A 24,942-nucleotide genomic window follows, 5' to 3' on the forward strand; every position below is an offset into this window, starting at 1 on the left:
GCGGACGAGCTCCGCGAGGAGCGCTCGGAGTTGGTCGAGGAACTCACCGACCAGCGGACGAAGATCGACCAGATCGAAGCGGAGGCCGTCGACTCGTTCAACGAGCACATGGAGTCGATCCTGGAACTGCTGGGCTACGAGAACATCGAGCGGATCTGGATCGAGCGGATCGAGGGGGCTGGAACGAGCGAGGGGCAGACGCGCTTCGAGTTGCACATCGTGCGGACGACCGAAAACGGGGCGGCCTACGAGGACACGATCGACCACCTCTCGGAGAGCGAACGGGAGGTGACGGGACTGATCTTCGCGCTGGCGGGGTATCTGGTCCACGACCTCCACGAGACGGTGCCGTTCATGCTGTTGGACTCTTTGGAAGCGATCGATTCGGACCGGATCGCCGACTTGGTGGAGTACTTCGCGGACTACGCGGACTTCCTAGTGGTGGCGCTGCTGCCCGAGGACGCCCAAGCGCTCGACGACGAGTTCACCCGCGTCACCTCCATCTAGGGACTACCCGGTTCGCCGGAGAGAGCCCAGTACACTTTTGAGGCTCTTCGGCGAAGGGACGCCAATGCCAGACACGACCGATAACCGGCCGTCGAGCAAGGTGGCGCGGCTGATCGCCGAGTACGACCTCGACGGGCTGGGCGACGAACTGGAGGCCCGCTGGACTGGAGACGGCGTCGAGCGGACGAGCCTCCGTGATCTCGCGGACTACTTCAACGAGCGGCTTCTGGAACAGACGCTCATCGACGCCGGTATGAACGCGCTGGAGAGCGACGTCTCGACGATGTATCAGAACCTGACTGACGACGAGGTGAGCACCGGTGTGCGAACCGACACGCGCAGCCGTCTGGAACAGAATCAAATAGACGTCGACGCGCTCGAGTCGGACTTCGTCAGTTATCAGGCGATCCGCTCGTATCTCACCGAGTATCGCGATGCCGAGTATCGACGGCTCTCCGACGAGGAGAAAGTCGAGAAGGACCTCCAGAGCATTCAGCGGTTGATGACGCGGACGCTTTCGGTGACGGAAGAACGGATCGAGAAGCTGCGCGAGACCGAACGCATCGACGTCGACGCGTTCGAGGTGCTGCTGGACGTGCAGGTGCTCTGCCAGGAGTGTGGGGAACAGTACTCCGTCTCGGAATTCCTCGAGAACCGCGGTTGCGCCTGTCAGAAGGACTCAGAACAGTGACCGATGCGACGCTCGTGCTGTCGTAGCGTTCCCGCGAGTCGCGAGTGAGGATCGAAGCGATGGCACGCTCGCGTGAGGGTGGGTAGAACTCGAAACGCTGCGATAGTCACGCCTGACCGAGTTTCAGCTCCAGTTCGTTGGCAGCACCGCGGATCTGATCGACGATACCGTCGGCGAGCTGCTGATCGGTCATTCGGTTCGCCGGGCCCACGATGCTTATCGCCCCGACGACATCGCCGCCGACGATGATTGCTTTTCCGATCGCGCGTGCCCCTTCGACGGCTTCTTGATCGTTGACCGCGTACCCGCGCTCCCGCGTGGCTTCCAGTTCGGCGAAGAGCGCCTCACGGGAGTCGATGGTGTGGGGCGTCCGCTGCTCGAGACCGTGCCTCTCGATGATCTCTTCGACGCGCTCTTCGGAGAGATACGCCAGGATACTCTTTCCCGACGCCAACTGGTGGAGGTACGAGCGAGTTCCGATTCGGGCGTGCGTCTGGACCGCGTGCTCTCCGAGCGCGTAGTCGAGGTACACCGCGCGGCCGTGCTCCTCGGTGACGAGCCACGTGGCCTCGCCGGTCTCGTTCGCCAGTTGGGAGATCGTCTGCTTGCCGATCTCGGCGATGGCGTGGCGGTCTCGGGCCGCGATGCCGTGATCAAGGAGCCGGAGTCCTAGATCGTACTTTCCCTCCGTCTTCACCAAGTATTCGAGGTCGTATAGCGAAGACAGGTAGTCGTGAGCAGTACTCGTCGGCACGTCGAGCGTCTCTGTGATCTCGGTCGCACCGAGCGGACCCTCGTCCTGAAGTAATTCGATAATCTCGGATACACGCTGGATCGATTGTAGTTTAACGGCGTCGTCTGTCATTGTCATACAGTGCTTCAAGAGAGCACATAAATTTATCTTTGTGGTCTCTCGTCCGTCACACGTCGACCGATACTATCGGATTCGTGTGGAGAGACCGATTACTTTCCCCGGCGTGTCCGTTTTCGGTACCGTCGGAGCGTATCAGACGAATTCGAACTACGCCCGCGGTCAGGGTAGTCGACAGAGCGACGGGGTTCGGTGGCGAGTTCGGGGAGTGGATAGTGAATCCGCCTATCCGGTCATCTCGAATGGCTCGACGCCGCACTCCGAGCGGATATTTCTATTTATAACAGTCGTACTTCTGTTATTCTCGGTGGAGACCCGCACAATCTTCATAATAATTAATTTTATATCATCCGACAGTATCGGATCTCTGGTTAGTACTAGTTCATCGAGACCGGCGCAGACGTGCGATTCATCCCTCGAAACGAGTCCGATCGGCCAGGGCCGATCGATCGGGAGACGGAGATCCGAGACTCTGGAGTCGAGACGTGACCGCTTCGTGCTCACAGAACACGCCGGGCGACCGGTTAGAACACTGATCCGGAGGCGAAACAGCGGTCGTCATACCGTCGATTACGGGAAGCGATACTGGAAGAACGGAGTCTCCTACGTTCGGGCTCGAAGCTACTCGCTTTTCCGCTGATCCGCCGAATACGGCACTTCGCCGACCGTGGCAGTGATCTCACACTGGGCGTGGTCTTCGACCTTCGGATTCGGTGAGTCTTCCTCGCCCCATATCAGCGTCACTTCGGTCCCGGGGTCGCTGTGTTCGACGTCGATACTGCACAGAGAGATGATCGTTCCCGCGTCGTACTCGTAGGAGCGCGAGTGCGAGAGTCCCACCAGTTCGTCGCTTTTCAGCACCTCGTCGTAGTTCGCCCGACCCCAGGCGATCCGCGGCAGGTCCATGAACTTGTTCGTCGCGCCCTCGCGGAACAGCGACGCGTAGACGTCGATGACGTCCTCCGCGTCCCACGCCAGCGAGACGAGGGTCCGATCCGGATTCTCGACCTTCGCTTCGAGCGCCTCGCGGCCGACGTAGTCGTGATCGAAGCTGATGAGCTTCTCGTACCCGAGTTCGATCGGATCCATGTAGTACTCGGAGATATCGTCGGAGACGAAACTCCCGTCGATGGAGTACGTCGCCTCCCGGCTGTCGGCGTCGAGCCACTCGCGATAGTCGCTCATCTCCTCGACGTTGTAGATCGGCGGCACGCCCGGCGGCACCCACCCGAGCTTCACCGAAAGCGTGTGGTACGCCTTCGATCCGAGCTGTTCGAGCCCGTACTCATCGCCCGCCTCGACGATCGCTTCTTTCACCTGGTCGGCGTGCTCGAAGGGACCGATGAACTCGAAGCCGAACTCCGTCGACATCCCGTGACCGACCGCCAGCGTGTCGACGCCGGCGAGGTCGATCTCCTCGAAGTGGTAGAACGGGATCGAATCCAGGTCCGCATCGGTGACTTGTTCGAGCACCTCACGCGCGTTGGGGCCCTGTACCTGGAAGACGAAGTTCTCGGGATCGCCCTCGTGTGCGGAGGTCCTGGGCTCGGTTTCGACGGTCGCGTCGTAGTCGCCGGTCTCCAGGTTGAAGCGAACCCAGTTCGCCGACAGCATACCGGCGCTGTAGTACTCGTCTTCGCCCAGTCGGAGCATCGGTCCGTCACCGATGATGTGGCCGTTTGGGTTACACATCACGAGCTGTTTCGCCCGCCCGACGTCGAAGTTCTCGAAGCTGTTGACGCTGAGATCGCGCAGCAGATCACGCGCGTCGGGGCCAGTGACGCGAAGCGACGTCATATGATGCGAGAGGTCGGCGAGCGATACGGATTCCGTGACGGCGCGCTGCTCGTCGAGCCAGTTCGTCTGCTCGTTCGGGACGACCGGAAAGTTGTCCGTGTAGTTGCCGCCCTTCCGTCGCAGTACTTCGACGGGGTTACCAGACGCCTGAATCTCTTCGGGGTCCATACCTTGAGGGGATTCCCCCACACACTTAAATATATCCTACTCGGAACCTCTGAAAAACCCGAAGAGATTATCGGGAAATAATATAAGAGACGAATCCCTGGCTCCGGAGCCCGCCGACCTCTCTACAGGTCGAGCAGTCGCTTGATGTTGCCGGAGAAAATCTTCTCTCTGTCCGCCTGCGGAATGTCGAGATTCTCGATGAGCGGGATGATCTCGGTGGCCCAGTACTGTCCCTTGTCGGGACCGAACGGGTAGTCGGCGCTGTAGACGACGTTGTCCGCGCCGAAGAACTCCAACCCACACTCAAGCGGGTACGATTCGCCCTGGCTGCTGACGGCGGTGTCGCCGTAGATCCGGTCGAAGTAGGCGTCGAGCGGTTCAGAGAGGTCGGCGATCGCGGGATTCTGGTACAGTTCGGGCTCTTCGGTCCGAGTCTGATACCACGAGCGGATCCGACCGATCTGATACGGGAACGACCCCCCGAGGTGATGAGAGATGATCTTCAGGTTCTCGTGGCGGTCGAGCACGCCCGAGAAGATGAGTCGGGCCAGGGCGATGTTCGTGTCGAACGGCCACGCCAGCATCTTGTAGATCCACGTGTGAGACTGGTCGTAATCGTGCCAGTCGGCGAGTTGCGGGTGGATCCAGATGGGCGTGTCGAGGTCGTCGACGGTCGCGTAGAACTCCTCGAAGTCCTCGTCGTCGAGCATCCGACCGTCGATGTTCGAGAAGATCTGGACACCGTGCATCCCGAGGTCGTCGATGCACCGGCGAACCTCGTCGACGTACTCGTCGGTGAGGAACGGCACCGTCGCCGACGGGATGAATCGATCGGGGTGTTCGTCGGCGATCTGTCGGATCTCGTTGTTCGCGATTCGGGTCGCCTCCAGGGCGTCGTCCGGGTCGATGCCCTGCCAGAGCATCGGCGCGGCGAGGTTGATCACCTGCCTGTCGATCCCGTTCTTGTCGAGATACTCGATCCGTCCCTCGACGTCGAACATCCGCGGCGCGTTGCGGAGGCTGTCCAGTTCGGAGGAGGGGTGGACCTTCTCCAGTTCGTCGAGCGCCTCGCTCGACATAATGTGCGAAGTGGCGTCTATGATCTCGGGCATCGTGGAGTGGTTGGTGTGAAATTACTTAAATCATTGTGTGCCTCGGGTGAGTGACCGCACGCGCGTCGCAACAGAGGCGGTTGTGAATCGAGTCGATCAGCCGTTTCGAACCGATCTGGTCGCAAAGCCTAATACCGTTACCCGGGTAGGACTGCGTATGTCTCAGGAGCGCGTCGAGCACCGTGGAATGTTCGTCAGCGGGAAGTATCAAAATTCAGATAATACGTTCTCGGTCGAGGACCCTTCGACCGGGGAACAGATCGCGTCGGTGACCGACGCCGGCGAGTCCGGCGTGGACGCCGCACTCGACTCCGCCGAGCGCGCACAGGCCGAGTGGGCGTCGATGGACCCCGTCGAGCGCGGTCGCGTGCTGCGCGACGTCGCCCGCGCGCTGGAAGATCACGTCGAGGAACTGGCCGACGTCTCGACGCAGGAGATCGGGCGTCCGATCGGCCAGTCGAGAGGACTGGTGGCCAACGCGGTCGACTACGTCGATTACTACGCGGGGATGACCGACAAAATCGAGGGTCAGACCTTCCCGTTGAAACAGTCCAACCAGGCGTTCAGCCGGAAAGAGCCGATCGGGATCAGCGCGCAGATCGTCCCGTGGAACGCGCCGGTACTGCTGTGTTTCCGCGGCGTCGCGCCCGCGCTCGCCGCCGGCAACGCGGTCGTCGTCAAGCCGTCTCCCTTCGCGCCCGGCGTCATCCTGAAGCTCGCCGAGATCGCGAGCGAGGCGGGCCTCCCGGACGGTCTGTTCAACGTGGTACCCGGACTGGTCGAGACCAGCAAATCGCTGACAACGGATCCCCGCGTCGGGCAGATCACCTTCACCGGGTCGGTGTCGACCGGGCAGATCGTCGGCAAGACGGCGATCGATCAGGTCGTTCCGACCGTGCTGGAACTGGGCGGGAAGAGCCCGGCCGTCGTCTTCGACGACGCCGACCTCGACGACGCGCTCGACGGGGCGATGAAGGCGATCACGCTCGTCAACGGCCAGGTGTGCTTCGCGACGACCCGGATCTTCGTCCACGAGGACGTCTACGACGAGTTCAAGGAGCGGTACGTCGACGCCGTCGAGTCGATCACTCTCGGCCCCGGCTCGGAGAACCCCGACCTGGGCCCGGTGATCTCCGCCGACGCCGTCGAGGAAATCGATAGCTACGTTCAGAGCGCTGTCGACGACGGAGCGACCGTTCTCACGGGCGGCCAGCCGGCAGACCGAGACGGTCACTTCTACGAACCGACGGTCATCGAGGGAGCCGACGACGACGCCGCGATCTCCTGTGAGGAAGTGTTCGGACCGGTCATCAACCTCTACTCGTTCTCCGACGAGGAAGAGGCGATCCGTCGGGCGAACGACACCGAGTACGGCCTCTACGCGACCGTCTGGACGAACACGTTGGACCGCGCCCACCGCGTGGCTAACGGGATCGAGGCGGGCAGCGTGATGGTCAACCAATACGCCGGCTCACGGCCGCAGACGCCGTTCGGCGGCTACAAGAAGAGCGGTCTCGGCCGCGAAAAGGGGATGCAGGCCGTCGATCACTACACGCAGTTGAAGACGGTCAACGTCGACATCGGCTCCGTCGCCGACGAGTGAGGGAGCCGTCGTCGGTGCGATTCTGGTTTTTACGGCCGCTCGACCTTGGCGTCGAGCACCGCGGGCGTCCCGCTGTCGACGGCCTCGACGGCGTCCTCCAGCGCCCGCGGCAGTTCGTCGGGGTCCTCGACGACGCGCGTGTGGGCGTCGACCAGTGTCGCCGGAGCCGAGAGGTCCATCGTCGTCTCGATACGGCTCTCCGGAACGGCGTCTGCGGCGGCCGCCCCGTCGGGGTACTGCGCCGTCGTCGCGCCCTCGACGGCGTTCCACCCCTGGTTGTCGTACACCACGGTGAGCGTCGGCGCGTCGTACTCGGCGGCGAGTAACGCGCACGCCGAGGGGTTGGCGAACAGGTAGGAACCGTCGCCGACCAGCGAGATCACGCGACTGTCGGGACTGGCGAGTTTCGCGCCGACGCCCGCTCCGCCCGCCCACCCGAGGCCGGCCCCGCCCTTCCAGAAGTAACTCCCCGGCTCCGCGAGTTGGATCTGCGACATAATCGCGGGACGGCTCGTGACCGCGTCCTCGACGACGATCGTCTCCTCGTCGACGACTGAATCGACCGCGTCCGAGAGCACCGTCGGCGTGAGGCGACCCGCCTCGACATCCGCCGAAAGTCGGTCTTCGGTGTCCGCCCGACGTTCGGCGGCGACGTCACGCCAGAAGGACCGCCCCGCGTCGCCCGTCGAATCGAGTCGGTCGGCGACGGCTGAAAGCGTCGCCGCGGCGTCGGCCTGGATCGACTCGTCGATCGCGAAGGGCCACCGCGGGAACGCGGGCTTGGTCGGATCGGGATCGACCTGGACGACCGTGGCGTCGGTCGCGACCGCGTCCCCGTCGGGGATCCAGGGGACGTCGGTATCGGCCAGGACCACCAGATCGGCCTGTTCGAGGGCCACCGTGGGGTCGTAGCCGACGTGCTGTTCGTGATCCCGCGGGAAACAGAGCGTCGTCGGCGTCTGTTCGACGACGCCGGCACCGCTCGTTTCGGCGAATCTCACGAGCGCCTCGACGCGCTCTTGGGCCGGCACTCGGCCGACGTCGCTCGTGATCACGGCCGGCCGCTCCGCGTCCCGGACGAGGTCGAGGAGCCGTTGAACTTCGTCGCCGTCGGCACCGCCGGGTCCGACCTGACGGCGGGTGGCGGTCGTCGGCGTCGGATCGACGGTCTCGCTGAGCGCCTCGCGCGTCGCCGTGACGTAGACGGGGCCCGCCGGCTCCGACGCCGCGCGTTCGAGCCCGCGCCGAACCGTCTCGGCGGGATCGGCGGGCGGTCGGTACTGATCGACCCACCGACAGTACTCTCGGACGATTCCCGGTTGGTCGAAGACGTCCTGGAAGTAGTGAACGGGGTGATCGCGCGATCCGGAGTGGCCCGCGTCGGTCACGGGGGCGAGTCCGGCGAGGACGTACACCGGCGCACCGGCGCGGTGAGCGTTGTGCATCGCCGCGCCGAGGTTCTGGGTGCCGACGTCGACGTGGACCAAGACGACCTGTGGCTCTCCCGTCACGGCGGCGTAGCCGTGCGCGGCGCTCATCGCCGCGAACTCGTGGGGACAGGAGACGATCTGGGGGATCTCGTCTCCGTCTCCATCGCGTCTGATCGCGGCGGCGGCCTCCAGGAGCGGCGTGTGGTCGGTTCCGAGGTTCGCGAAGACGTGCGTCACACCGTGGCGGTGGAACGAACGGAGGAATCTCTCTGCGGCGGTACGGTCGACGTTCGTGGGGTCCGGTTCGGATGGTGACACGGGAGTGGTCTCTCCTACGTGAGATACTCACTGTCGATCCGGATATAACTATGCCGACGGGTGCTCGCGAGTGTCGGGAGCGCCCTCGGTAGCCGGCGGAACCGTCTGGAGACAGAGGATCGAAAGCGCCGTCGAGAAGCCCGGAAGAGAGGGGTGCCGTGACAGACCGTCTCAGCGGGGCCCGGTGCCCATCGAGGACTTGATGTCCTCGCGCCAGGAGAAGAGGTACGATTCGGCCTTGCTGAAGACGCCGTATTCGATGATCATCATCACGATCACGAACAGGACGACGTACTGGAGCACGCCGACCATCGAGAACCGGCTCATGTTGTCGCGGATGAGGAAGCCGATCCCGATGTTCGAGATGACGACCTCCGCGAGGATGGTCACCTTCCAGGCGACCGAGAAGGTGAACCGGATGCTCGAGAACACCTCGGGGAGGATCGACGAGAACAGGACTCGCCTGTACACCCGAGTTCGCGACACGCCGAACGCGCTCGACATATTGAGCAGGTCCGAGTCGACGTTCTCGACGCCGCTCTGAATCATGTCCACGACGAACGGGGCCGTGATGACCGCCGTCGCGAGCATCGGCGTCGTGTCGCTGATCCCGAACGCCATCGCGGTGAAGATGACGACGAACAACCCCGGGACTGCCATCCCGACCAGGACGTAGTAGCGGAGCACCCGTCCCCAGAAACTGCTCACGCCGAGGACGATGCCGCCGATGACGCCGACGACGAGGGCGGCGACGAACCCGTAGACGATCCGTTTCATCGACGCGACGAAGTGCATCACCCACTCGCCGGTCTGGAGCATCTCGTACATCGCCGCGCCCACCAGAAGCGGGGAGGCGATGAGGTCGGTGATGCCGAAGACGCGGGCGCTCACCTCCCAGACGAGGACGAGCAGGAGGACCGATTCGACGAAGACGACTCTGCGGTTGCCGACGAGAGCGCGTTCGATCGTCCCGCGAAGCTGTGAGGTACTCATTTGACCTCAGACCATCTCTTCGAGGTCGGAAACCGTCATAAACGTGAGGTGGTCTTGCCACCCCGAGGGGACCTGTCCGAGGTCCTCCATCACGTTCATGACGCTCCGGGCGTCCTCGACGGACTGTTCGTCGAGACCGACTTCGGAGTACAGCGCCGAGCGCGAGAGGCTCTGGATCTGCTCGACCTCGTTGCCGGAGAACAGATCCATCAGGAACCGCGCTTCTTCCTGACTCTCGGCTTCCAGCGTCTCCTGTCCCGCCGGGTCTTCGGCGATCTCCGGAATGTTGTCCTGGACGTAGTTGAGGCCCTCGCTCCACATATTGATCATATTCAGGAGCACCTCCGGATTCTCCTCGGCGAAGTCGAGTCGCGTCGAGAGGCTGACGAGGGGCGGTCGGCCCCACCCTTCTTCGAGGTAGTCGTTCCAGATCCACAGTAGGGGTTTGAGCTCCCCGTTGACGATCTCCGTGAGCCCCGCCGAGGAGGCCGAGTGAACGGCCGTGGCGAGGTCGCCGCGGAGCGTGAGTTGCGGCATCGTTCCGCGGTCGGTCGTCTGGACGTTGAAGTCGCCGCCGTCCTGCGCCAGGTTGTAGCCGTACTTCTCCTGGATGATGTTCTGGAGGTGCGGCACCGCGCCGGCGGCCCAGCCGGGAATCCCGAATCGCGCGCCCTCGTCGACGATCTTGTCGAGCGACGCCTGGACGCTGCCGGTCTCGTCGGGGTCGTACGGGCCGCCGACCTCGACCCACGGAGTCGAGACGACCCCCTCGATGTTGCCGAAGGTGACCAACTGCTGGTCCTGTTCGACGCCGAGACGCGCGTCCTCCACCCAACTCACGGTCCCCATATCGATCTGCCCCGAGGCGAAGAGCGTCGCGTCCTCGAACGTGAGCTCGTAGTCGAGCTGGTATCCGTCTTCCTCGAAGCGCGGCTGGATGAGGTCGTTCTCGGCGAGGTAGTACTCCATCACGATGTTCACCGGCATCCCGACCGGCGGCGTCGCGAACGACACCGTCGTCAGGTCATCGCTGCCGCCGGAATCGCCACCGCTGTCTCCGTCGGAATCGCCGCCGCTGTCCCCGCTGGAGTCGCCACCCCCGTCGCTGTCCCCGCCACTATCCCCACCGCCGTCTCCCCCGCTCGTACAGCCGGCGAGAGTTGCTGCGACCGCACTTGCACCGGTCGCCTTGATGAACTTCCGTCTGTTTATACGACTGACTGACCGAATTGGCCGCTCTTCCCGTGGCATACGGTATCAAATCAGCATCGATCATTAAAAACCCATCGGTCACACTCCCCGGACGGCGGGACCACGCAGGATTCCGAACCGCGACGCGCACGGAGACGTAACGACACACGAAACGGGGAGAAGAAACGACACACGAAACGGGGAGAAGAGCCACGTCCCGACGAACACTAGCGCGCGGTGAGACGACTCGGAACCATCGTGGGTTGATTTCCCGTAGCAAACCTAAAGTACACCGAATATCTATACAGGATCACAGCTATGAACCGAAACGAGTCTCTCACAGTCCGTACCCGATCGTATTCGGCGGTCGCGACCGACGGAGGTGGCCCGAATGGCATCTGAGGTGCGACAGTCGGAGCAGACAGACGACACGGCGGGGGTCACACACGGGACGTCAGCGGCCGGCGCGATCCACGTCAGGAACCTCACGAAGGTGTTCGACACCGACGAGGGGACGGAGACGGTCTTCGAGGACGTGAGCTTCGACATCGAACCGGGTTCGTTCGTGACACTCATCGGTCGTTCCGGGAGCGGAAAATCGACGATGCTGAACATCATCAGCGGCGTCCTCGAACCGACGGAGGGACGCGTCGAGTTCGAGGCGACGCAGGACGGCGACGTCACGCTCGGGCACGTGTTCCAGTCTCCTCGGTTGCTACCCTGGAACACGTGCGTCGAGAACATCGAGTACGTTCACGAAGCGAACCCCGACTACACCAGGGAACTGGCCGAGGAGTACCTCGACCTCGTCGGCCTCTCGAATCACTACGACAAGTACCCCTCGCAGCTCTCCGGTGGGCAGCGCCAGCGCGTGGGCATCACGCGGGCGTTGAGCATCGACCCCGAGATCCTCGTGATGGACGAACCGTTCAGCAACCTCGACGAGATCACCGCCGAATCGCTCCGCGAGGAGCTCATCGAGATCTGGCAGAAACTCGGGAAGACGGTGTTCTTCGTCACGCACGACATCACCGAGGCCATCGAACTCTCCGATCGGATCCTGATGCTCGGCAACGGGGAGATCTTCGACGATATGTCGATCGATCTCGATCGACCTCGCGACGTCGACTCCGAGGAGTTCCTGAAGGTGAGACAAGACGCGATCAACCGGTTCCACGCCATCAAGTGAGTGTCCCGATGGGAAGAAGCAATCCACACTCTCCTACGCAAAGAATTAAGTCTATAAGCGTAATCCGGGAGGGTATGCGAGTCAGTGACCCACGAGAGTCTCGGGACCGAGTACTCATTACCGGCGGCCGCGGATCGCCGACGGCCGGGTCGGTGGAGTGAGCGTCGATGTCGACACGCACGCGGTCGCTTCCGACGCCGCTCCGCTCGACGCTCGGTGACAAGTGGGCAGCCGCGCTCATCAGCGTCGTGCTCGGACTCGCCGCCTGGTGGCTCGTCACGGTGATCTTCCCCCGCGGGCTCTTCCCCGGGCCGATAGAGACGGTGAACGCCTCGGTGGAACTGCTCGCTTCCGGCATCGTCTGGACACATATGGAGGCGACGTTCTTCCGGACGTTCCTCGGCTTCATCGGCGCCTTCTTCGTGGGCGGGGCGCTCGGCGTCGCGATGGGGATCAACAACTTCGGCGAGCACTTCTCGACGCCGATCATCATCATCGCGCTGTCGGTCCCCGGGATCGCGTGGGCGGCGATCACGACGATTATCTTCGGGTTCGGCGTGGTCGCTCCCGTCGTCGCGACCGCCGTCACCGTGTTCCCGTACATTTCGCTCCGGATCTGGAAGGGTGTCGAGGACATCGATCCGACCCTCATCCGGATGAGCCGCTCCTTCGGCATCTCGAAGACCCGCCTGCTCCGGCGGATGATCCTCCCCAGCATCGCGCCGGCGCTCTTCACCGCCGTCCGGTTCGGCCTCGCGATCTCCTGGAAGATCGAGACGCAGGCGGAGATCTTCGCCTCGAACTCCGGCGTCGGCTACCGAGCGATAGAGGCGTTCTCGCGCTACCAGTACGACACCGCGATGGCGTGGGCCGCCGTGTTCGTCGTCATCGTCTTCCTCCTCGAGATGGCGGTGCTCCGCCCCCTCGAACGGAAGGTGTTCGCCTACCGCAAGGAGGCGGACTTCGGCGTACTCTGAGCCGAACAGCGCCCGCGCGGTCTCCGCGCTGACCGCCTGCTCAGATCGGAGGGAGTATTATATACGTGGGCGGCGAACCCTGAGCGTATGTCCGTTCTCGCAGCTACCGACGGTACGAGCGTTCCCGACCGCGCCGTCGAGGTGGCGGCCGACCTCGCATCGCAGTACGGAGAAGAGCTTCTGGTCCTGCACGTGATCCCCGAGGACGTCTTCGAGGAGCAGCGGAAGTCGTCGGTCGAGAGCACCTCGGACCTCGCGCTCACCTTCGCTCCGGAGATCACCTACCGCGAACTCGGTGACCAGACGGGGACACCGGGGGGCAGCGACTCCCGGTACTCGCTCGAGCAGGCCCAGCACGACGCGGCGGGCGTCGCGGAGGACGTAACGGAGCGAACGGTCGACGATATCGACGACATCGAAGCCTCGTACCGGGGACGCGTGGGCGACGTCACCGAGGAGATCCTGCACGTGGCGAGCGAGGAGGACCCGCGGTACCTCGTCGTCGGCGGGCGGAAGCGGACGCCGGTCGGCAAGGCCATCTTCGGAAGCGTCACGCAGTCGCTACTGCTCGAAGCCGACCGGCCGGTGGTGACGGTGATGAGCGAGAAGTGACCTGGACTGGGGACCGGTGTCGGAACCGACACGAGGTCACGCTCGTGAGTGAGCGATCACCGGCGATCACAAGATCGGTGACAGAACGATTATGTCCTCCGGCGAGAAAACGGCGCGTGTCAAATGAACCCTGAGAACACAGCCGTCGTGACGGGTGCGGCGACCGGGATCGGAGCGGCGATCGCAGAACGGCTCGCGGCCGACGGTGCCCACGTCGTCGTCTCGGACATCGCCGACGGGAGCGAGACGGTCGCTCGCATCGAAGCGGCCGGCGGCAGCGCCGAGTTCCGCGAGGCCGACGTCACCGACGAGGGCGAGATGCGATCGCTGTTCGAGGGTCTGGACCTGGATATCCTCGTCAACAACGCGGCGTACTACGCGCCGCTCGTCACGGACAAGAAGCGGTTCGACGAGATCCCTGCTGAGGAGTGGGACACGGTGCTCGCGGTGAACGCGAAGGGAACGTTCCTCGCCTCGAAACACGCGCTCGACGCGTTCGACGGTCGCGGGAGCATCGTGAACATCTCGTCGTCAGTCGTGACGATGGGCGTACCAGGATTTCTCCACTACGTCGCATCCAAGGGCGCGGTGCTCGCGATGACGCGGGCGATGGCGGCCGAGGTCGGCGACATCGGCGTCCGCGTCAACGCCGTAATGCCGGGGTTCACCTGGTCGGAGGCGTCTCAGCAGGCGGGTGACGAGTACCTGGACGACTACGTCGACAAACAGGACCTCGACCGAGTCGTCGAACCCGAAGACATCGCGGGCGTCGTCGCCTTCCTCGCCGGCCCCGACAGCGGCATAATGACCGGGCAGGCGATCAACGCCGACCCCGGGCTCTCGTACTACTGACGTCGCGGAGAACCTCAACCACCGACGTTCAACTCAGAAGGGTCACGCCGATCGCGCCGGCGACCGCGACGAGCGCGCCGACCACTAGCCGCGGCGTGATCCGTTCGAGGTTGTCGCTCACGAAGAGGATCGACAGGAAGATCACGACGAGCGGGCTCGACTGGACCAGCGGCACGACGAGCGACACCGGCTCCAACTCCAGCGCGCCGTAGTAGCCGAGCAGAAAGAGCGTGTTGGCGAGCCCCGCGCCGACCAGCCACGGGAGCTCGCGACGCTCTACATCCCGGAGATCAGGGAGCCCCTCCGTCCACCAGAGATAGACGAGGAACCCGAGACCGGCGCTGACCGTCTTGACCGTCAGCCCGGTGAGGACCGCCGCGCCCTCCGCGAATCCGAGTTTGGCGAACGTCGGTTCGATGCCGTAGAAGAACGCCGCTGCGAAGGGGAACGCGAGGCCGGCGTAGCCCGCGCCGCCGTCGCCGCTGTCCGAACGCCCGTGCTCGTAGGTGATGATCGCGATGCCGAGGACGATGGCGATCATCGAGACGAGGTGGCCGCCGGTGACGACCTCGCCGAGGACGACGACGGCGATGAGCGAGGCGTGCAGCGGTTGTGAGGCCTTGATGGGTTCGGCGCGGCTGGACCCGATCCGCTTGATTCCCTCGAAGTGCATCGCCCGCCCGACCATCGTGCCGAGCAGCCCCGCGGCAGTGAACGCACCGAGAGAGCGGATCGTCAGGTCCTGTATCGGTGAGCCAAGCAGGAATGCAGCTGGGACCAAGGCGAGGACGTTCACCGCGAGAACCACGACCAGGGCGTCCGACGAGTCGCTGGTGATCGTTCCATAGCGGATCGACAGCGACTGCACCGCCAGTGCGAACGCACCGAACGCGGCCAGGAGGACACCGAGCGAGAGGACCTCTCCGCCGGGGATCATCGCGTCGCTCCCGTTCCGGTGTCGGTACGAGCGGCTTTCAGGGCGTTGGGACTCTCGATAGAGCTGCGTTTCATCGATACCGACGTGGACGTGTCACGACATAACAGTTGTCATTCACCGGACGGCATCGGATCGGGAAGTCGACAGGGGCGTGGCGGAAGCGAGCCCGGTCGGACTATCGCCACCGCATAATGCGGTGTTCGGCGGCACGTAGCCCTTCCTGTCCGACGATAATCAGGATCACGGGAACGACCACCCACCCGAGGAGGAGGTCGACCCGCTGCTGCTGGAACCAGTAATTGACCATATAGCCGACCCCGGAGCCGGAGCCGAACACCTCGGCGATGAAGAGGACCTTCCAGGAGACGACGAGCCCCCAGTACATCGAGGGGAAGAGGTACTGGAGGACCTGCGGGAGGAGGATATCGCGGTACCGCTGGAGGCGCCCCGCGCCGAAGAAATCAGCCATCTCCGTGATCTCGGGATCGAGTTCCTGCGTGCCCTCCCACATGTTCAGAATCACGAACGGGACGCCGACGATCACGACCGTCAGGACGGGCACCCACTCCGAGATGCCCAACGCGATGATGAGCGCGAACGCGACCGCGATAGACGGCACCGAGAGCCCGAGGACGATCCACGCACGTAGAAATGCCTCCGCCTCCTTGCGAAGACCCATCGCCGTTCCGACGACGGTGCCGACGACGACCGAGATGGCGAACCCGGCCAGCAGTCGCCGGAACGTATCGAGGATGTTGCTCCGGTAGGTGCCGAACTGGGGGTCAGTGATCACCGTTTGAGTGGCCACGACCAGTTCGACCAGGCCGGGGAGGACGTACGACGGGAAGAACTGCGAGCCCACCTGCCAGGCAGCCAGAAGCACTACCGCCACGGCCGCCTTCTTTTCGATATTTCGTTCTTGGATGTAAGAATACATAGGTAATATCGAGACGTTGAAGCCGTTACTGCGGGTTCCGGAGGACGTCGTCCTGCGATGGCATCTCTTCGAGGAACTCGTAGCTGCTCATCAGTTCGACGAACTCCCAAGTGGCGTCGCGGTAGTCGTCTGTGGTGGTGTCACGGAAGATCTGCCCGTCGTTGGCCCACTCGTCGACGACGTCGACCTTCGCCTGGTTGTCGATGGAGGCCGTCTCGCCGTACTCGTCGAGGATGGAGACGGTGTTCTCCCGCCAGTGTTCCGTGGCGCTCTGCCCGCCACGGAGGAGCGCCGCGGCGGTTTCGGTGTTGTTCTCGTACCAATCCGAGTAGCTCCACCACGAGGTGAGTGGCAGGGTGTAGCCAGTCCGCTCCCGCCACATCTCGTTCAGTTGCGTCAGCCGGCGGTACGTGTCGGGGTCGGATTCCATCGTGATCGTGAGCCCGCTCACGTTGATCACGCCGTCGATCTCCTCGTCCTGCAGGAGGCCGAGGAGGGCGGGCGGCGCGGCGGTCGTCGTTCCGAAGTCCTGCCGCAGTCGGAGGCCGGACTCCTCGGCGACGACGGCTTGGAACGCCTGGACCGTCGAGGATCCCCACGACCAGACACCGATTCGCTGGCCCTCCAGTTCCCCGATCGATTCGTAATCGCTGCTGGCTCGGGTGTACAGCGCGTTGATGCTCTGAAGGCAGCCGTCCCAGCCGAACGTGACGAGGTCTTCCCCCTGGATGTAGTTGCCCATATAGGGGATCATCGAGACCATATTGACGTCCACTTCTCCGCTGGTCAGCGACTGTACTTGTGCGCTGAACGGCGCGTAATCGACCGTGAGGTCGATCCCTTCCGCCTCGAAGACGCCCGCGTCCGTCGCGGCCTCGTACATCGGATAGTGGATCGTACCCTCGGGGAGCTGGATCCGGACGGACGTCAGATCGTCCCCCCCGGAGCCGGCAGTAGTTCCCTCTGACCCACCATCGCCGCTATCACCGTCTCCGCTACCACCGCCGTCACCGCTGTCGCCGCCGTTCCCACCGCTGCTACAACCGGCCAGTCCGGCGATCCCAACAGCACCCGATCCAGCGATGAACCGCCTTCTGCTAACACGATGCATAGTACTCCGAAATTTATCGAAGGTAATAAAATCACCGGGAAGATCGTGAACGACCGAATGGGAGAGTCTTCCGGCGTTCCTCGCACCGCGATCCGTTCCTTCACGATCGGAAAGAGCATAGAAAGATTATTATGTACTCACAATCTTGTGCCAGGTGTTCACACGATCTATGTACCGATACGATCTCTGTGCCGATATTCTATCGAGAAGCGCTTCAGGAGGCGGGCGATGACCGCCGCTGAGGAGGCGACAGTCGCCTCAGAAAACGGAGACGAATCGGGAGAGACCCTCGAACTCCGGAACATCGTTAAGACCTTCCAGAAGCCGGGGCAGGGGCAGATTCTCGTCCTCGACGAAGTCGATCTCGACGTCGAGGCCGGCGCGTTCATCTCACTACTCGGTCCCTCGGGCTGCGGCAAGACGACGCTGATGAACGTCGTTTCCGGACTCATCGAACCGGACGGGGGAACGATGCGGCGGGGCGGACGCGACGTCTCTCCGGACGATCTCTCGCTCGGGTACATCTTCCAGGAGCCCCGTCTGCTCAACTGGAAGACCGTCGCCGGCAACATCGAGTTCGCGCTCGAGGCCAGAGACGTCCCGGAGGCCGAGTGGGACGAGCGGATCGAGCGCTATCTGGAGATGGTCAACCTGGCGGACGAGGGAGACAACTACCCGACGCGGCTCTCCGGCGGAATGAAACAGCGCGTCGCGATCGCCAGGGCGCTCGCGACCGAACCGGAGATCATGCTGATGGACGAACCGTTCAGCAGCCTCGACGAGATCACCGCTCGCGACCTCCGCCAAGAGCTCCTGGACATCTGGAACCGCGAGGAGAAGACGATCCTGTTCGTCACCCACGACATCAACGAGGCGGTGTTCCTCTCCGATTACATCTACATGATGAACACCGACGGCGAGATGTTCGCCCGGCGGGACATCGACATCGACAGACCGAGGCAGTACGACGATCCGGACATCGCACAGCGCGAGGCGGAACTGTACAAGGAGTTCCACGAGCAAGTGGTGGACTGAGATGGACCGGCTGACACGGTACCTCTACACCGTCGCGTCGATCGTCACGCTCCTGGCGCTGTGGTACGCCGGCGGCGTCACGCTCCCCGAGGTCGTCCCCGGATTGCCGGAGACCTACACTGCACTTGTCGTCGTGCTGACGACGCCGGGACCGTACGACCATATGTTCTACTTCCACGTCTGGAAGACGATCCAGATGCTCTTCGCGTCACTCATCGTCTCGATGATCGCGGGAACCCTCCTGGGCGTCGCACTCGGCCGCAGCGAGACGCTCGAAAGCACGCTCGCCACGTGGGTATACGCCTGGCTGGCGATTCCCTCGCTGGTGATCGTGTTCGTCTCGGCCATCTGGATCGGGTTCGACGCCAGCAGCGGCTACTTCGCCATCCCGCTCGTGATCACGCCGTTCGTGGGCCTGAACATGTGGGAGGGCGCTCGAAACCTCGACGACGACCTCGCGGAGATGGCGGAGTTCTTCGGTGCGGGGCGCGTCCAGACGTTCACGGACATCATCATCCCACAGCTCGCGCCGTTCCTGTTCGCCAGTTTCCGCTCGGCGCTCTCGATCGGGTGGAAGATCACGCTGCTCGTGGAGGCGTTCCTGCTCACTCGGGGAGTCGGGTTCATGTTCCGGCGGTACTTCGATCAGTACGACCTCCCGACGATGATGAGTTGGCTCATCATCTTCGTGGTCTTCCTCATCGTCGTCGAGTACGGCGTCCTCGCCCCGCTGCACGAACGCGTGATGGAGTGGCGACCCGACGCCGAGGGGGTGAGGGTGACGGAATAAGTCCACTCATCGGCCTCTCGGCATCGACTTCGGGGAGCGTGGCTTCCGTTCGATAGACCAACCAGCGGCATCATTTGGCCTCACTCAACGCTGTCATCGGTCAGATACGCGGATGCCCGAACCGATCGGAGGAACCGTCCCTCAACCGGTAATCAGCTCTCGAAAACTCGCACGACGTTAGTTTTCAAAATGAAAATATCCGCTGCGGAGTGTCTCCATATATTCAGTGCAGAGCGACCTACAAGTATCGGTATATTTGCTATTTATTTTTGTCGATAATAGACGATAAGCCCCGATCGGTCGGTGGTTCGGTGTCACAAACCGCCAAGAAATCCACGAATAGACGATCAATTTTCCCCAAGGAACATACAACCGAGCTACCAATTCGTTTTGACATTCAGAATTTTCTCGTTCGTAATAGTCTCTGGATCGGGGACGAAGTGAGACCATCCACACGGCCGCGTGGTGGGCGATGATGAAAGGGTGGCGATCGTCGACAGACGACCGTCTCGTCACAGTACCCCTCCCGAGGAGGACGACCGAACCCGTACCTATATGTCGTCGATAATCGAGAACCGAGTTATGTGCGTACCGAGACACGAAAGGGGACACAATGTCGTGATATGACGCGATTTTCGAACGGAGGGATCCCGGACCTCGCGGCGCTCTCGGTTCCGATGGCGATACTGGCGGCGATAGCCGTGCGGATCGGCGCGCCGTTCGCTCCCGCGGGCGCGACGATGCTCGCGATCACGACGTTCTGCATCGTGCTCTGGGTCGGAAACCTGATTCCTCCAGCCTATACTGGCGTGCTCTGTCTGGGGCTCGTCGGCCTGGCGTTCTCGCTCGACCTCGCGCTCGCCGGGTTCAGTTCGCCGGCGACGTGGCTGATCGCGTTCGGGCTGGTGATGGGCGAGGCGACGCGTCGGAGCGGGCTCGCAGAGTGGGCCGGTCGGTGGGTCATTCACCGCGTTACGCTGGAGTCGCCGGCCTCGAATCCGAAGCGATCGTACCGGAGGCTGCTGTTCGGGCTCTCCGCTGCGGGGCTGTGCCTCGTGTTGGTGATCCCCGTCGGCATCGTTCGCGTGCTCGTGCTCGCTCCGATCGTCCTCGAAGTCGGCGAGCGCTTCGACTCTCGACGGGTCAAACTCGGCCTGTTCTTCGGACCGATCCTGACCACGTATCTCGGGACGTTCGCCGTGCTGACCGGCGGTTCCCCGAACATCATCGTGCTCGGCGTCCTCGAATCGGTCGCGGGGACGTCGATCCCCTGGACCGAGTGGTTCCTCCTGATGTTCCCCGTGATGGGGATCGGCCGCCTGCTCCTCATCGGCGGTGTCGTATATGCGATGTACCGGCCGCCAGCGACGTTGAAAATGGAGGAGACCGCGGGAAGATTGCCGCCGATGACTGCCTCGGAGCGTCGGATGCTCGGGTTCCTCGCCGCCGGCGTCGCCGTGTGGGTGACGGACGCCTTCCACGGCTTCCACCCGGTGTACGGCGCGCTGTTGGTGGTCGTGCTCGTGTTTCTCCCGCGCGTCGGCATCGCGGACTTCGAGGAGACCGTCGGCGAGGTCGATTTCTCGATCCTGTTCTTCGTCGCCGCCGTCCTCGCCATCGGTGAGGGCCTGACGCGCACGAACGTCGCCGGCGCGCTCGCTGAGAGGATGTTGACCGTCGTCCCGACGGACGCCTCGCTGTTCGCCGTTCTCGCGATCGTATTCCTCGCGACTATCGGGTTGATGGTCGTGATGGGCGGACTCGCGGCCGTGAGCGTCGCGACGCCGATCGTCATCGCGCTCGCGTCGGACGCGGGGGTCCCGCTCGTTCCGGTCATATTGGCGTCTACGGCCGCCCTCGGCGTCCCGTTCGTCCCGTACCAGTCGGCGGTGCTCGTCGTCATCCTGGCGTTCGACATCGTCGACGCCCGGGAACTGATCCGCGTCGCATCTGCCGTCGCCCTCGCCACGGTTCTGGTGTTGATGCCGATCCAACTCGGTATTCTCTCGGTAGCGTTCTGATCGTTCCCCCGAATTCGATCCACTATCGGCCTCGAACGAGAGGGCGCGACTGCGACGGATTTTTGTACTCGCTTGCGTATCTATGTACGATGCTACACGCCAACGGTTCGCTGCTGACGGTCGACGTGGGCGACCGCACAGCGGAGACGACGAACATCGACGACGAACTCGAGGAGTTCGTCGGCGGACGAGGCGTCTCGACGAAACTCGCGCACGACCGGATCCCCTTCGACGCCGACCCGCTCGGCCCGGAGAACCGCGTCTACCTCGCCTCGGGGCCCCTCCAGCAGTCATCGATGAGTTTCACCGGCCGGATGAACATGACCGGCCTCTCACCGCTGACCGACGGACTGCTCTCCTCGAACGCCGGCGGGTATCTCTCGCGGAACTTCGTCGGAACCGGCCACTCGGTCGTCGAAGTCGCCGGCGAGAGCGACGAACTCCTCGCAGTCCACGTCACCGACGAGGGCGTCGAGTTCGAGGAGGTCCCGGAGCTGGCGGGCGCGACCGTCCCCGAGGTGACCGAGGAGATGAACGAGCGGTACGGACTCGAGGCGGAGAACCTCGTCACGATCGGCCCCGCGGGCGAGAACGAGGTTCGGTTCGCCGCCGCGATGACCTACGACGAACGGGCGTTCGGTCGCGGCGGCCTCGGGGCGATTCTCGGCTCGAAGAACGTCAAGTGTCTCACCTTCGAGGGGGACTCCGCCCCCGACGTCGACCTGCCGAACGAGGACGTCCACATGGACGTCCATCGGCAGGCGGCCACGAGCGACGACATCTTCCGCCGACAGGGGACGACCCACCTCGTGCAGGTCCTCAACGACAACTTCTCGCTGCCGACGCGGTACTTCTCGGAGATGTCGTTCGAGCACGCCGAGAAGATCAACGGCGACCGCGTCGAGGAGAAGAAGTACAAGAAGGCGGCCTGTTCGGTCTGCGCGTTCGCCTGTAAGCTCCCGACCCGCGACGAGGAGCGAGGCGTGGAGACGGAGGGACCCGAGTTCGAGACGGTCATGGCCTTCGGCAGTAACTCCGGCGTCGGCGACATCGTCGACGTTATGAAGTCTAACGGCCTCTGTGACGATCTCGGGATGGACACCATCTCCTGTGGAAACACCATCGCCGCCTACCTCGCCAGCGAGGACGAGTTCGGCAACGTCGAGTTGATCCACGAACTCATCGAGAAGATCGCCCGCCGCGAGGGCGTCGGCGACAAACTCGCCGAGGGCATCGACCGCATCCACGAGGACCTCGACGTCGAGAACTGGTCGGTGAAGGGGATGGACTTCGCCGCCCACGACGGCCGCGTCGTCCACGGGCAGGGGCTCTCCTACGCGGTGGCTAACCGCGGTGCCGACCACATGTACTCGACGCTGATGATTCCGGAGTACAACGACGTCATCCCCGCGGAAGGGACGGCCGGGAAGGCCGACTTCCTGATCGATCACGAGAACCGCAACGCTGTCCGCGACTGTGCAGTGCTCTGTCAGTTCGGGCTCGGCCGCGTCATCGAAGAGGATGTCTTCGAGGCCCTCTTCGAGGAGGACTACGAGGACATCCTCGCGATCGGCGATCGAATCGTGAACCTCGAACGGCACTTCAGCAACCAGCGCGGCCGCGACGCCGACGACGACCGCCTCCCCTACGACCTACCGGACCTCGAGTCCTCGATTCAGGAGTACTACGAGGCCCGCGGGTGGACCGACGACGGAATCGTCCCCGGCGACCTCGTCGCGGACTTCGCCCAGGCCGCCGACGACTGAACGGCCTCGGCGCTCGAATCTTCGTTTTCTGCGAGCCGTTTCGACTCGGTGGCTCACCCCCCCGACGGGTACCGACGTCGGGCTCGTGACGCGTTGCGAAAGAACTCATATATTTACCTGATCAGCGGTCTCGGAGCTACGCATCTTAGAAAAATGTATATAAGAGAACTACCAACCTATTTTGTATGGCAGAACTTGCCAAACTCGGACACATAGCCTTCGAGACGCCCGATCTCGAGGAGTCGCTGTGGTTCTTCCGGGATCTGATGGGAATGAAGGTCGTCGAACGCGACGACGACACCGCATATCTCTGTGCGCTCCGGGATTACGAGCATCACACGATGAGCCTCACGGAGGGTGAGAAAGGCGCGGTCGACCACATCGGGTTCCGTGCGAAAAACCCCGAGTCCGTCGAGGAGTACGCGGACCGGTTCGAGGAACTCGGTCGAGACGTCTGGTGGACTGAGGACGGCCACGAGGCCGGCATCGGCGACTCGATAATGTTCGAATCGGAGTCGGGCCACCGCTTCGAGATCTACTACGAGATGGAGAAGCCGGACATCGACGGCGAGCAGCGCTCGAACATCCCGATGCGCCGGTACAGCCCCGAGTACGCGAACCGGGTGTACCCCCAGCGAATCGACCACACGCACGTGCAGGACGGCAATCCCGAGGCGACCTCCCGGCTCTTCGAGGAGGAGTTCGGGATGGGGCTCAACGAGGTCTTCAAATCCGAGGACGGCACGACGTGGGGCTGGTGGCACGCGACGACGCCGCTGCCGCACGACATCGCCGTCCACCGACTTGAGGAGGACGAGACGGAGTTCCACCACATCGCCTACCACCTCGATCACCTCCAGGACCTGTGGGACGCCGCCGACATCCTCTCGGAGAACAACGTCGAGATCGACGGCGGACCGGGCAAGCACGCCATCACGAACGCGAACTACCTCTACGTGAACGACCCCGCTAGCGGCATCAGGCTCGAACTGTTCGCCGGACCCGGTTATCTCAACTTCGAACCCGACTGGGAGACGGTCGTCTGGCAGGAGGACATCGGCTCGGAATCGGACCACCAGTGGTTCGGGACACAGTACAGCCTCGGCGGCATCCCGTACACGGATCGCTAGGTAGTCTGCACCGCGAATCTCCGCTGTTCTGTACTACTCGTCGGCGAGTCGGGCGTTGACGGTCCCGATCGAAGTGAACTCGACGGAGACGACGTCGCCGGGTTCCAGATCGACCGCGGGCGTCAGCGAACCGCTCAGGACGACGTGCCCCGATTCGATCCGCTCATCGAGGTCCGACAGCGTGTTCGCGAGCCAGGCCACCGACCGAGCCGGGTGGTCCAGGACGGCCGCGCCGACGCCGGAGGACTCGAGCGTGCCGTTCTTGTAGAGTTTGACGCCCTCCAGAGAGAGGTCCGTGTCGGCGAGGCTCGTCTGCTCGCCCGCGACGTACAGCGCCGAGGAGGCGTTGTCGGCGATGGTGTCTTGAATTCGAATGTCCCAGTCGCGGACGCGGCTATCGATGACTTCGACGACGGGGAGGACAGATCCCGTCGCGTCGAGGACGTCGAGATACGTCACCGGCGGTTCGAGCGGTTCGTCCATGATAAAGCCGATCTCGGGTTCGATCCGCGGCTGGATCAGGTCCTCTCCGGGGATCTCTCTCCCTTCGACGAACATCGTGTCCAGCAGTCGGCCGTAGTCGGGTTCGTCGACGCCGAGTTGCTCCTGGATGCCGTCGCTCGTGAGGCCGATCTTGTGGCCGGCGATCTCCGCGCCGTCGTCGAGGCGACGGTCGATAAACCTCGTTTGGACGTCGTAGGCGTCCGACATCGTCAGGTCGTGCTCGGCGGTGAGCCGATCGACCGGTTCCTGCGTCCGCAGCGCGTCGTAGAGCGCCTCCGCCAGCTCTTCGCGTGTCTCGTCTGAAACTGCCATAGGATCGCTACCGCCGGAGGCGTCAAATAGGTTGGTGATCCGGCCGATGCCACCAAGACGACGGCGCGATGTCGGCGATTTCCGCCGG

The 24,942-nt window shown here is 63.4% G+C and carries 21 protein-coding genes and 1 pseudogene; 12 read left to right on the forward strand and 10 right to left on the reverse strand.

Annotated elements, in window-relative coordinates; translation table 11 throughout:
- Together NO876_RS05145 and rdfA are read left to right on the forward strand one after the other, a co-directional pair.
- A pseudogene (locus NO876_RS05145) lies at positions 1-507 on the forward strand (archaea-specific SMC-related protein); the annotation flags it as partial.
- Positions 508-571: 64 nt separating this feature from the next.
- Positions 572-1,198, forward strand: a complete 627-nt coding sequence (rdfA, locus tag NO876_RS05150; protein ID WP_256420613.1) for a rod-determining factor RdfA — start codon at positions 572-574, stop codon at positions 1,196-1,198.
- 106 nt (positions 1,199-1,304) lie between these two features.
- Here rdfA and NO876_RS05155 read toward each other — a convergent pair whose 3' ends face one another.
- From NO876_RS05155 to NO876_RS05165, 3 genes are all read right to left on the reverse strand, one after another.
- The gene (locus NO876_RS05155) at positions 1,305-2,063 is read right to left on the reverse strand and encodes an IclR family transcriptional regulator (RefSeq protein WP_256420614.1); all 759 of its coding nucleotides are present in this window, start codon (positions 2,061-2,063) and stop codon (positions 1,305-1,307) included.
- Positions 2,064-2,690: 627 nt separating this feature from the next.
- Entirely contained in the window at positions 2,691-4,034 is a 1,344-nt protein-coding gene (locus NO876_RS05160; protein ID WP_256420615.1) for a hypothetical protein, read from the reverse strand.
- Between the two features lie 122 nt (positions 4,035-4,156).
- Entirely contained in the window at positions 4,157-5,146 is a 990-nt protein-coding gene (locus NO876_RS05165) for an amidohydrolase family protein (RefSeq protein WP_256420616.1), read from the reverse strand.
- A gap of 157 nt (positions 5,147-5,303) precedes the next feature.
- On the opposite strand from NO876_RS05165, the gene NO876_RS05170 reads away from it, so the two are divergent.
- Positions 5,304-6,749 carry an aldehyde dehydrogenase family protein gene (locus tag NO876_RS05170; protein ID WP_256420617.1) on the forward strand — a complete coding sequence of 482 codons (1,446 nt, stop codon included), beginning with the start codon at positions 5,304-5,306 and terminating at the stop codon, positions 6,747-6,749.
- Between the two features lie 29 nt (positions 6,750-6,778).
- On the opposite strand, the gene NO876_RS05175 is transcribed toward NO876_RS05170, so the two are convergent.
- The 3 genes from NO876_RS05175 to NO876_RS05185 all read right to left on the reverse strand — a co-directional run bounded on the left by NO876_RS05175 (position 6,779) and on the right by NO876_RS05185 (position 10,741).
- Positions 6,779-8,497: a thiamine pyrophosphate-requiring protein gene (locus NO876_RS05175; RefSeq protein WP_256420618.1), complete on the reverse strand. Its 1,719-nt coding sequence runs from the start codon at positions 8,495-8,497 to the stop codon at positions 6,779-6,781.
- Between the two features lie 171 nt (positions 8,498-8,668).
- On the reverse strand, positions 8,669-9,490 hold the full coding sequence (locus tag NO876_RS05180) for an ABC transporter permease (RefSeq protein WP_256420619.1): 822 nt from the start codon (positions 9,488-9,490) through the stop codon (positions 8,669-8,671).
- Between the two features lie 6 nt (positions 9,491-9,496).
- Complete coding sequence (locus tag NO876_RS05185) at positions 9,497-10,741, reverse strand: twin-arginine translocation signal domain-containing protein (RefSeq protein WP_256420620.1); 1,245 nt, start codon at positions 10,739-10,741, stop codon at positions 9,497-9,499.
- Between the two features lie 331 nt (positions 10,742-11,072).
- Here NO876_RS05185 and NO876_RS05190 point away from each other — a divergent pair, with 331 nt between their 5' ends.
- The 4 genes from NO876_RS05190 to NO876_RS05205 all read left to right on the forward strand — a co-directional run bounded on the left by NO876_RS05190 (position 11,073) and on the right by NO876_RS05205 (position 14,311).
- Positions 11,073-11,870 carry an ABC transporter ATP-binding protein gene (locus tag NO876_RS05190; protein ID WP_256420621.1) on the forward strand — a complete coding sequence of 266 codons (798 nt, stop codon included), beginning with the start codon at positions 11,073-11,075 and terminating at the stop codon, positions 11,868-11,870.
- Between the two features lie 167 nt (positions 11,871-12,037).
- Positions 12,038-12,847, forward strand: coding sequence for an ABC transporter permease (locus NO876_RS05195; protein WP_256420622.1), 810 nt, complete (start codon positions 12,038-12,040; stop codon positions 12,845-12,847).
- A gap of 87 nt (positions 12,848-12,934) precedes the next feature.
- Positions 12,935-13,459: a universal stress protein gene (locus NO876_RS05200; RefSeq protein WP_256420623.1), complete on the forward strand. Its 525-nt coding sequence runs from the start codon at positions 12,935-12,937 to the stop codon at positions 13,457-13,459.
- A 123-nt stretch (positions 13,460-13,582) separates the two neighbouring features.
- Complete coding sequence (locus tag NO876_RS05205; RefSeq protein WP_256420624.1) at positions 13,583-14,311, forward strand: SDR family NAD(P)-dependent oxidoreductase; 729 nt, start codon at positions 13,583-13,585, stop codon at positions 14,309-14,311.
- 28 nt (positions 14,312-14,339) lie between these two features.
- On the opposite strand, the gene NO876_RS05210 is transcribed toward NO876_RS05205, so the two are convergent.
- The 3 genes from NO876_RS05210 to NO876_RS05220 all read right to left on the reverse strand — a co-directional run bounded on the left by NO876_RS05210 (position 14,340) and on the right by NO876_RS05220 (position 17,296).
- A complete protein-coding gene (locus tag NO876_RS05210) occupies positions 14,340-15,248 on the reverse strand; it encodes a DMT family transporter (RefSeq protein ID WP_256420625.1) in 909 nt (302 codons plus the stop codon).
- Between the two features lie 175 nt (positions 15,249-15,423).
- Entirely contained in the window at positions 15,424-16,131 is a 708-nt protein-coding gene (locus NO876_RS05215; protein WP_256420626.1) for an ABC transporter permease, read from the reverse strand.
- A 79-nt stretch (positions 16,132-16,210) separates the two neighbouring features.
- Complete coding sequence (locus NO876_RS05220; RefSeq protein ID WP_256420627.1) at positions 16,211-17,296, reverse strand: ABC transporter substrate-binding protein; 1,086 nt, start codon at positions 17,294-17,296, stop codon at positions 16,211-16,213.
- A 228-nt stretch (positions 17,297-17,524) separates the two neighbouring features.
- Here NO876_RS05220 and NO876_RS05225 point away from each other — a divergent pair, with 228 nt between their 5' ends.
- The 5 genes from NO876_RS05225 to NO876_RS05245 all read left to right on the forward strand — a co-directional run bounded on the left by NO876_RS05225 (position 17,525) and on the right by NO876_RS05245 (position 24,038).
- A complete protein-coding gene (locus NO876_RS05225) occupies positions 17,525-18,331 on the forward strand; it encodes an ABC transporter ATP-binding protein (RefSeq protein ID WP_256420628.1) in 807 nt (268 codons plus the stop codon).
- A gap of 1 nt (position 18,332) precedes the next feature.
- Entirely contained in the window at positions 18,333-19,121 is a 789-nt protein-coding gene (locus NO876_RS05230; RefSeq protein ID WP_256420629.1) for an ABC transporter permease, read from the forward strand.
- Positions 19,122-19,744: 623 nt separating this feature from the next.
- A complete protein-coding gene (locus tag NO876_RS05235; RefSeq protein WP_256420630.1) occupies positions 19,745-21,142 on the forward strand; it encodes an SLC13 family permease in 1,398 nt (465 codons plus the stop codon).
- 89 nt (positions 21,143-21,231) lie between these two features.
- The gene (locus NO876_RS05240; protein ID WP_256420631.1) at positions 21,232-22,908 is read left to right on the forward strand and encodes an aldehyde ferredoxin oxidoreductase family protein; all 1,677 of its coding nucleotides are present in this window, start codon (positions 21,232-21,234) and stop codon (positions 22,906-22,908) included.
- Between the two features lie 185 nt (positions 22,909-23,093).
- A complete protein-coding gene (locus tag NO876_RS05245) occupies positions 23,094-24,038 on the forward strand; it encodes a VOC family protein (protein WP_256420632.1) in 945 nt (314 codons plus the stop codon).
- 33 nt (positions 24,039-24,071) lie between these two features.
- Here NO876_RS05245 and NO876_RS05250 read toward each other — a convergent pair whose 3' ends face one another.
- Positions 24,072-24,854 (reverse strand): 2-keto-4-pentenoate hydratase, encoded by a 783-nt coding sequence (locus NO876_RS05250; protein ID WP_256420633.1) that lies wholly within the window; start codon positions 24,852-24,854, stop codon positions 24,072-24,074.
- Positions 24,855-24,942 lie beyond the last annotated feature (88 nt).

The organism is Halobellus rarus (genome assembly GCF_024494595.1).
Classification (GTDB): Archaea; Halobacteriota; Halobacteria; order Halobacteriales; family Haloferacaceae; genus Haloquadratum; species Haloquadratum rarum.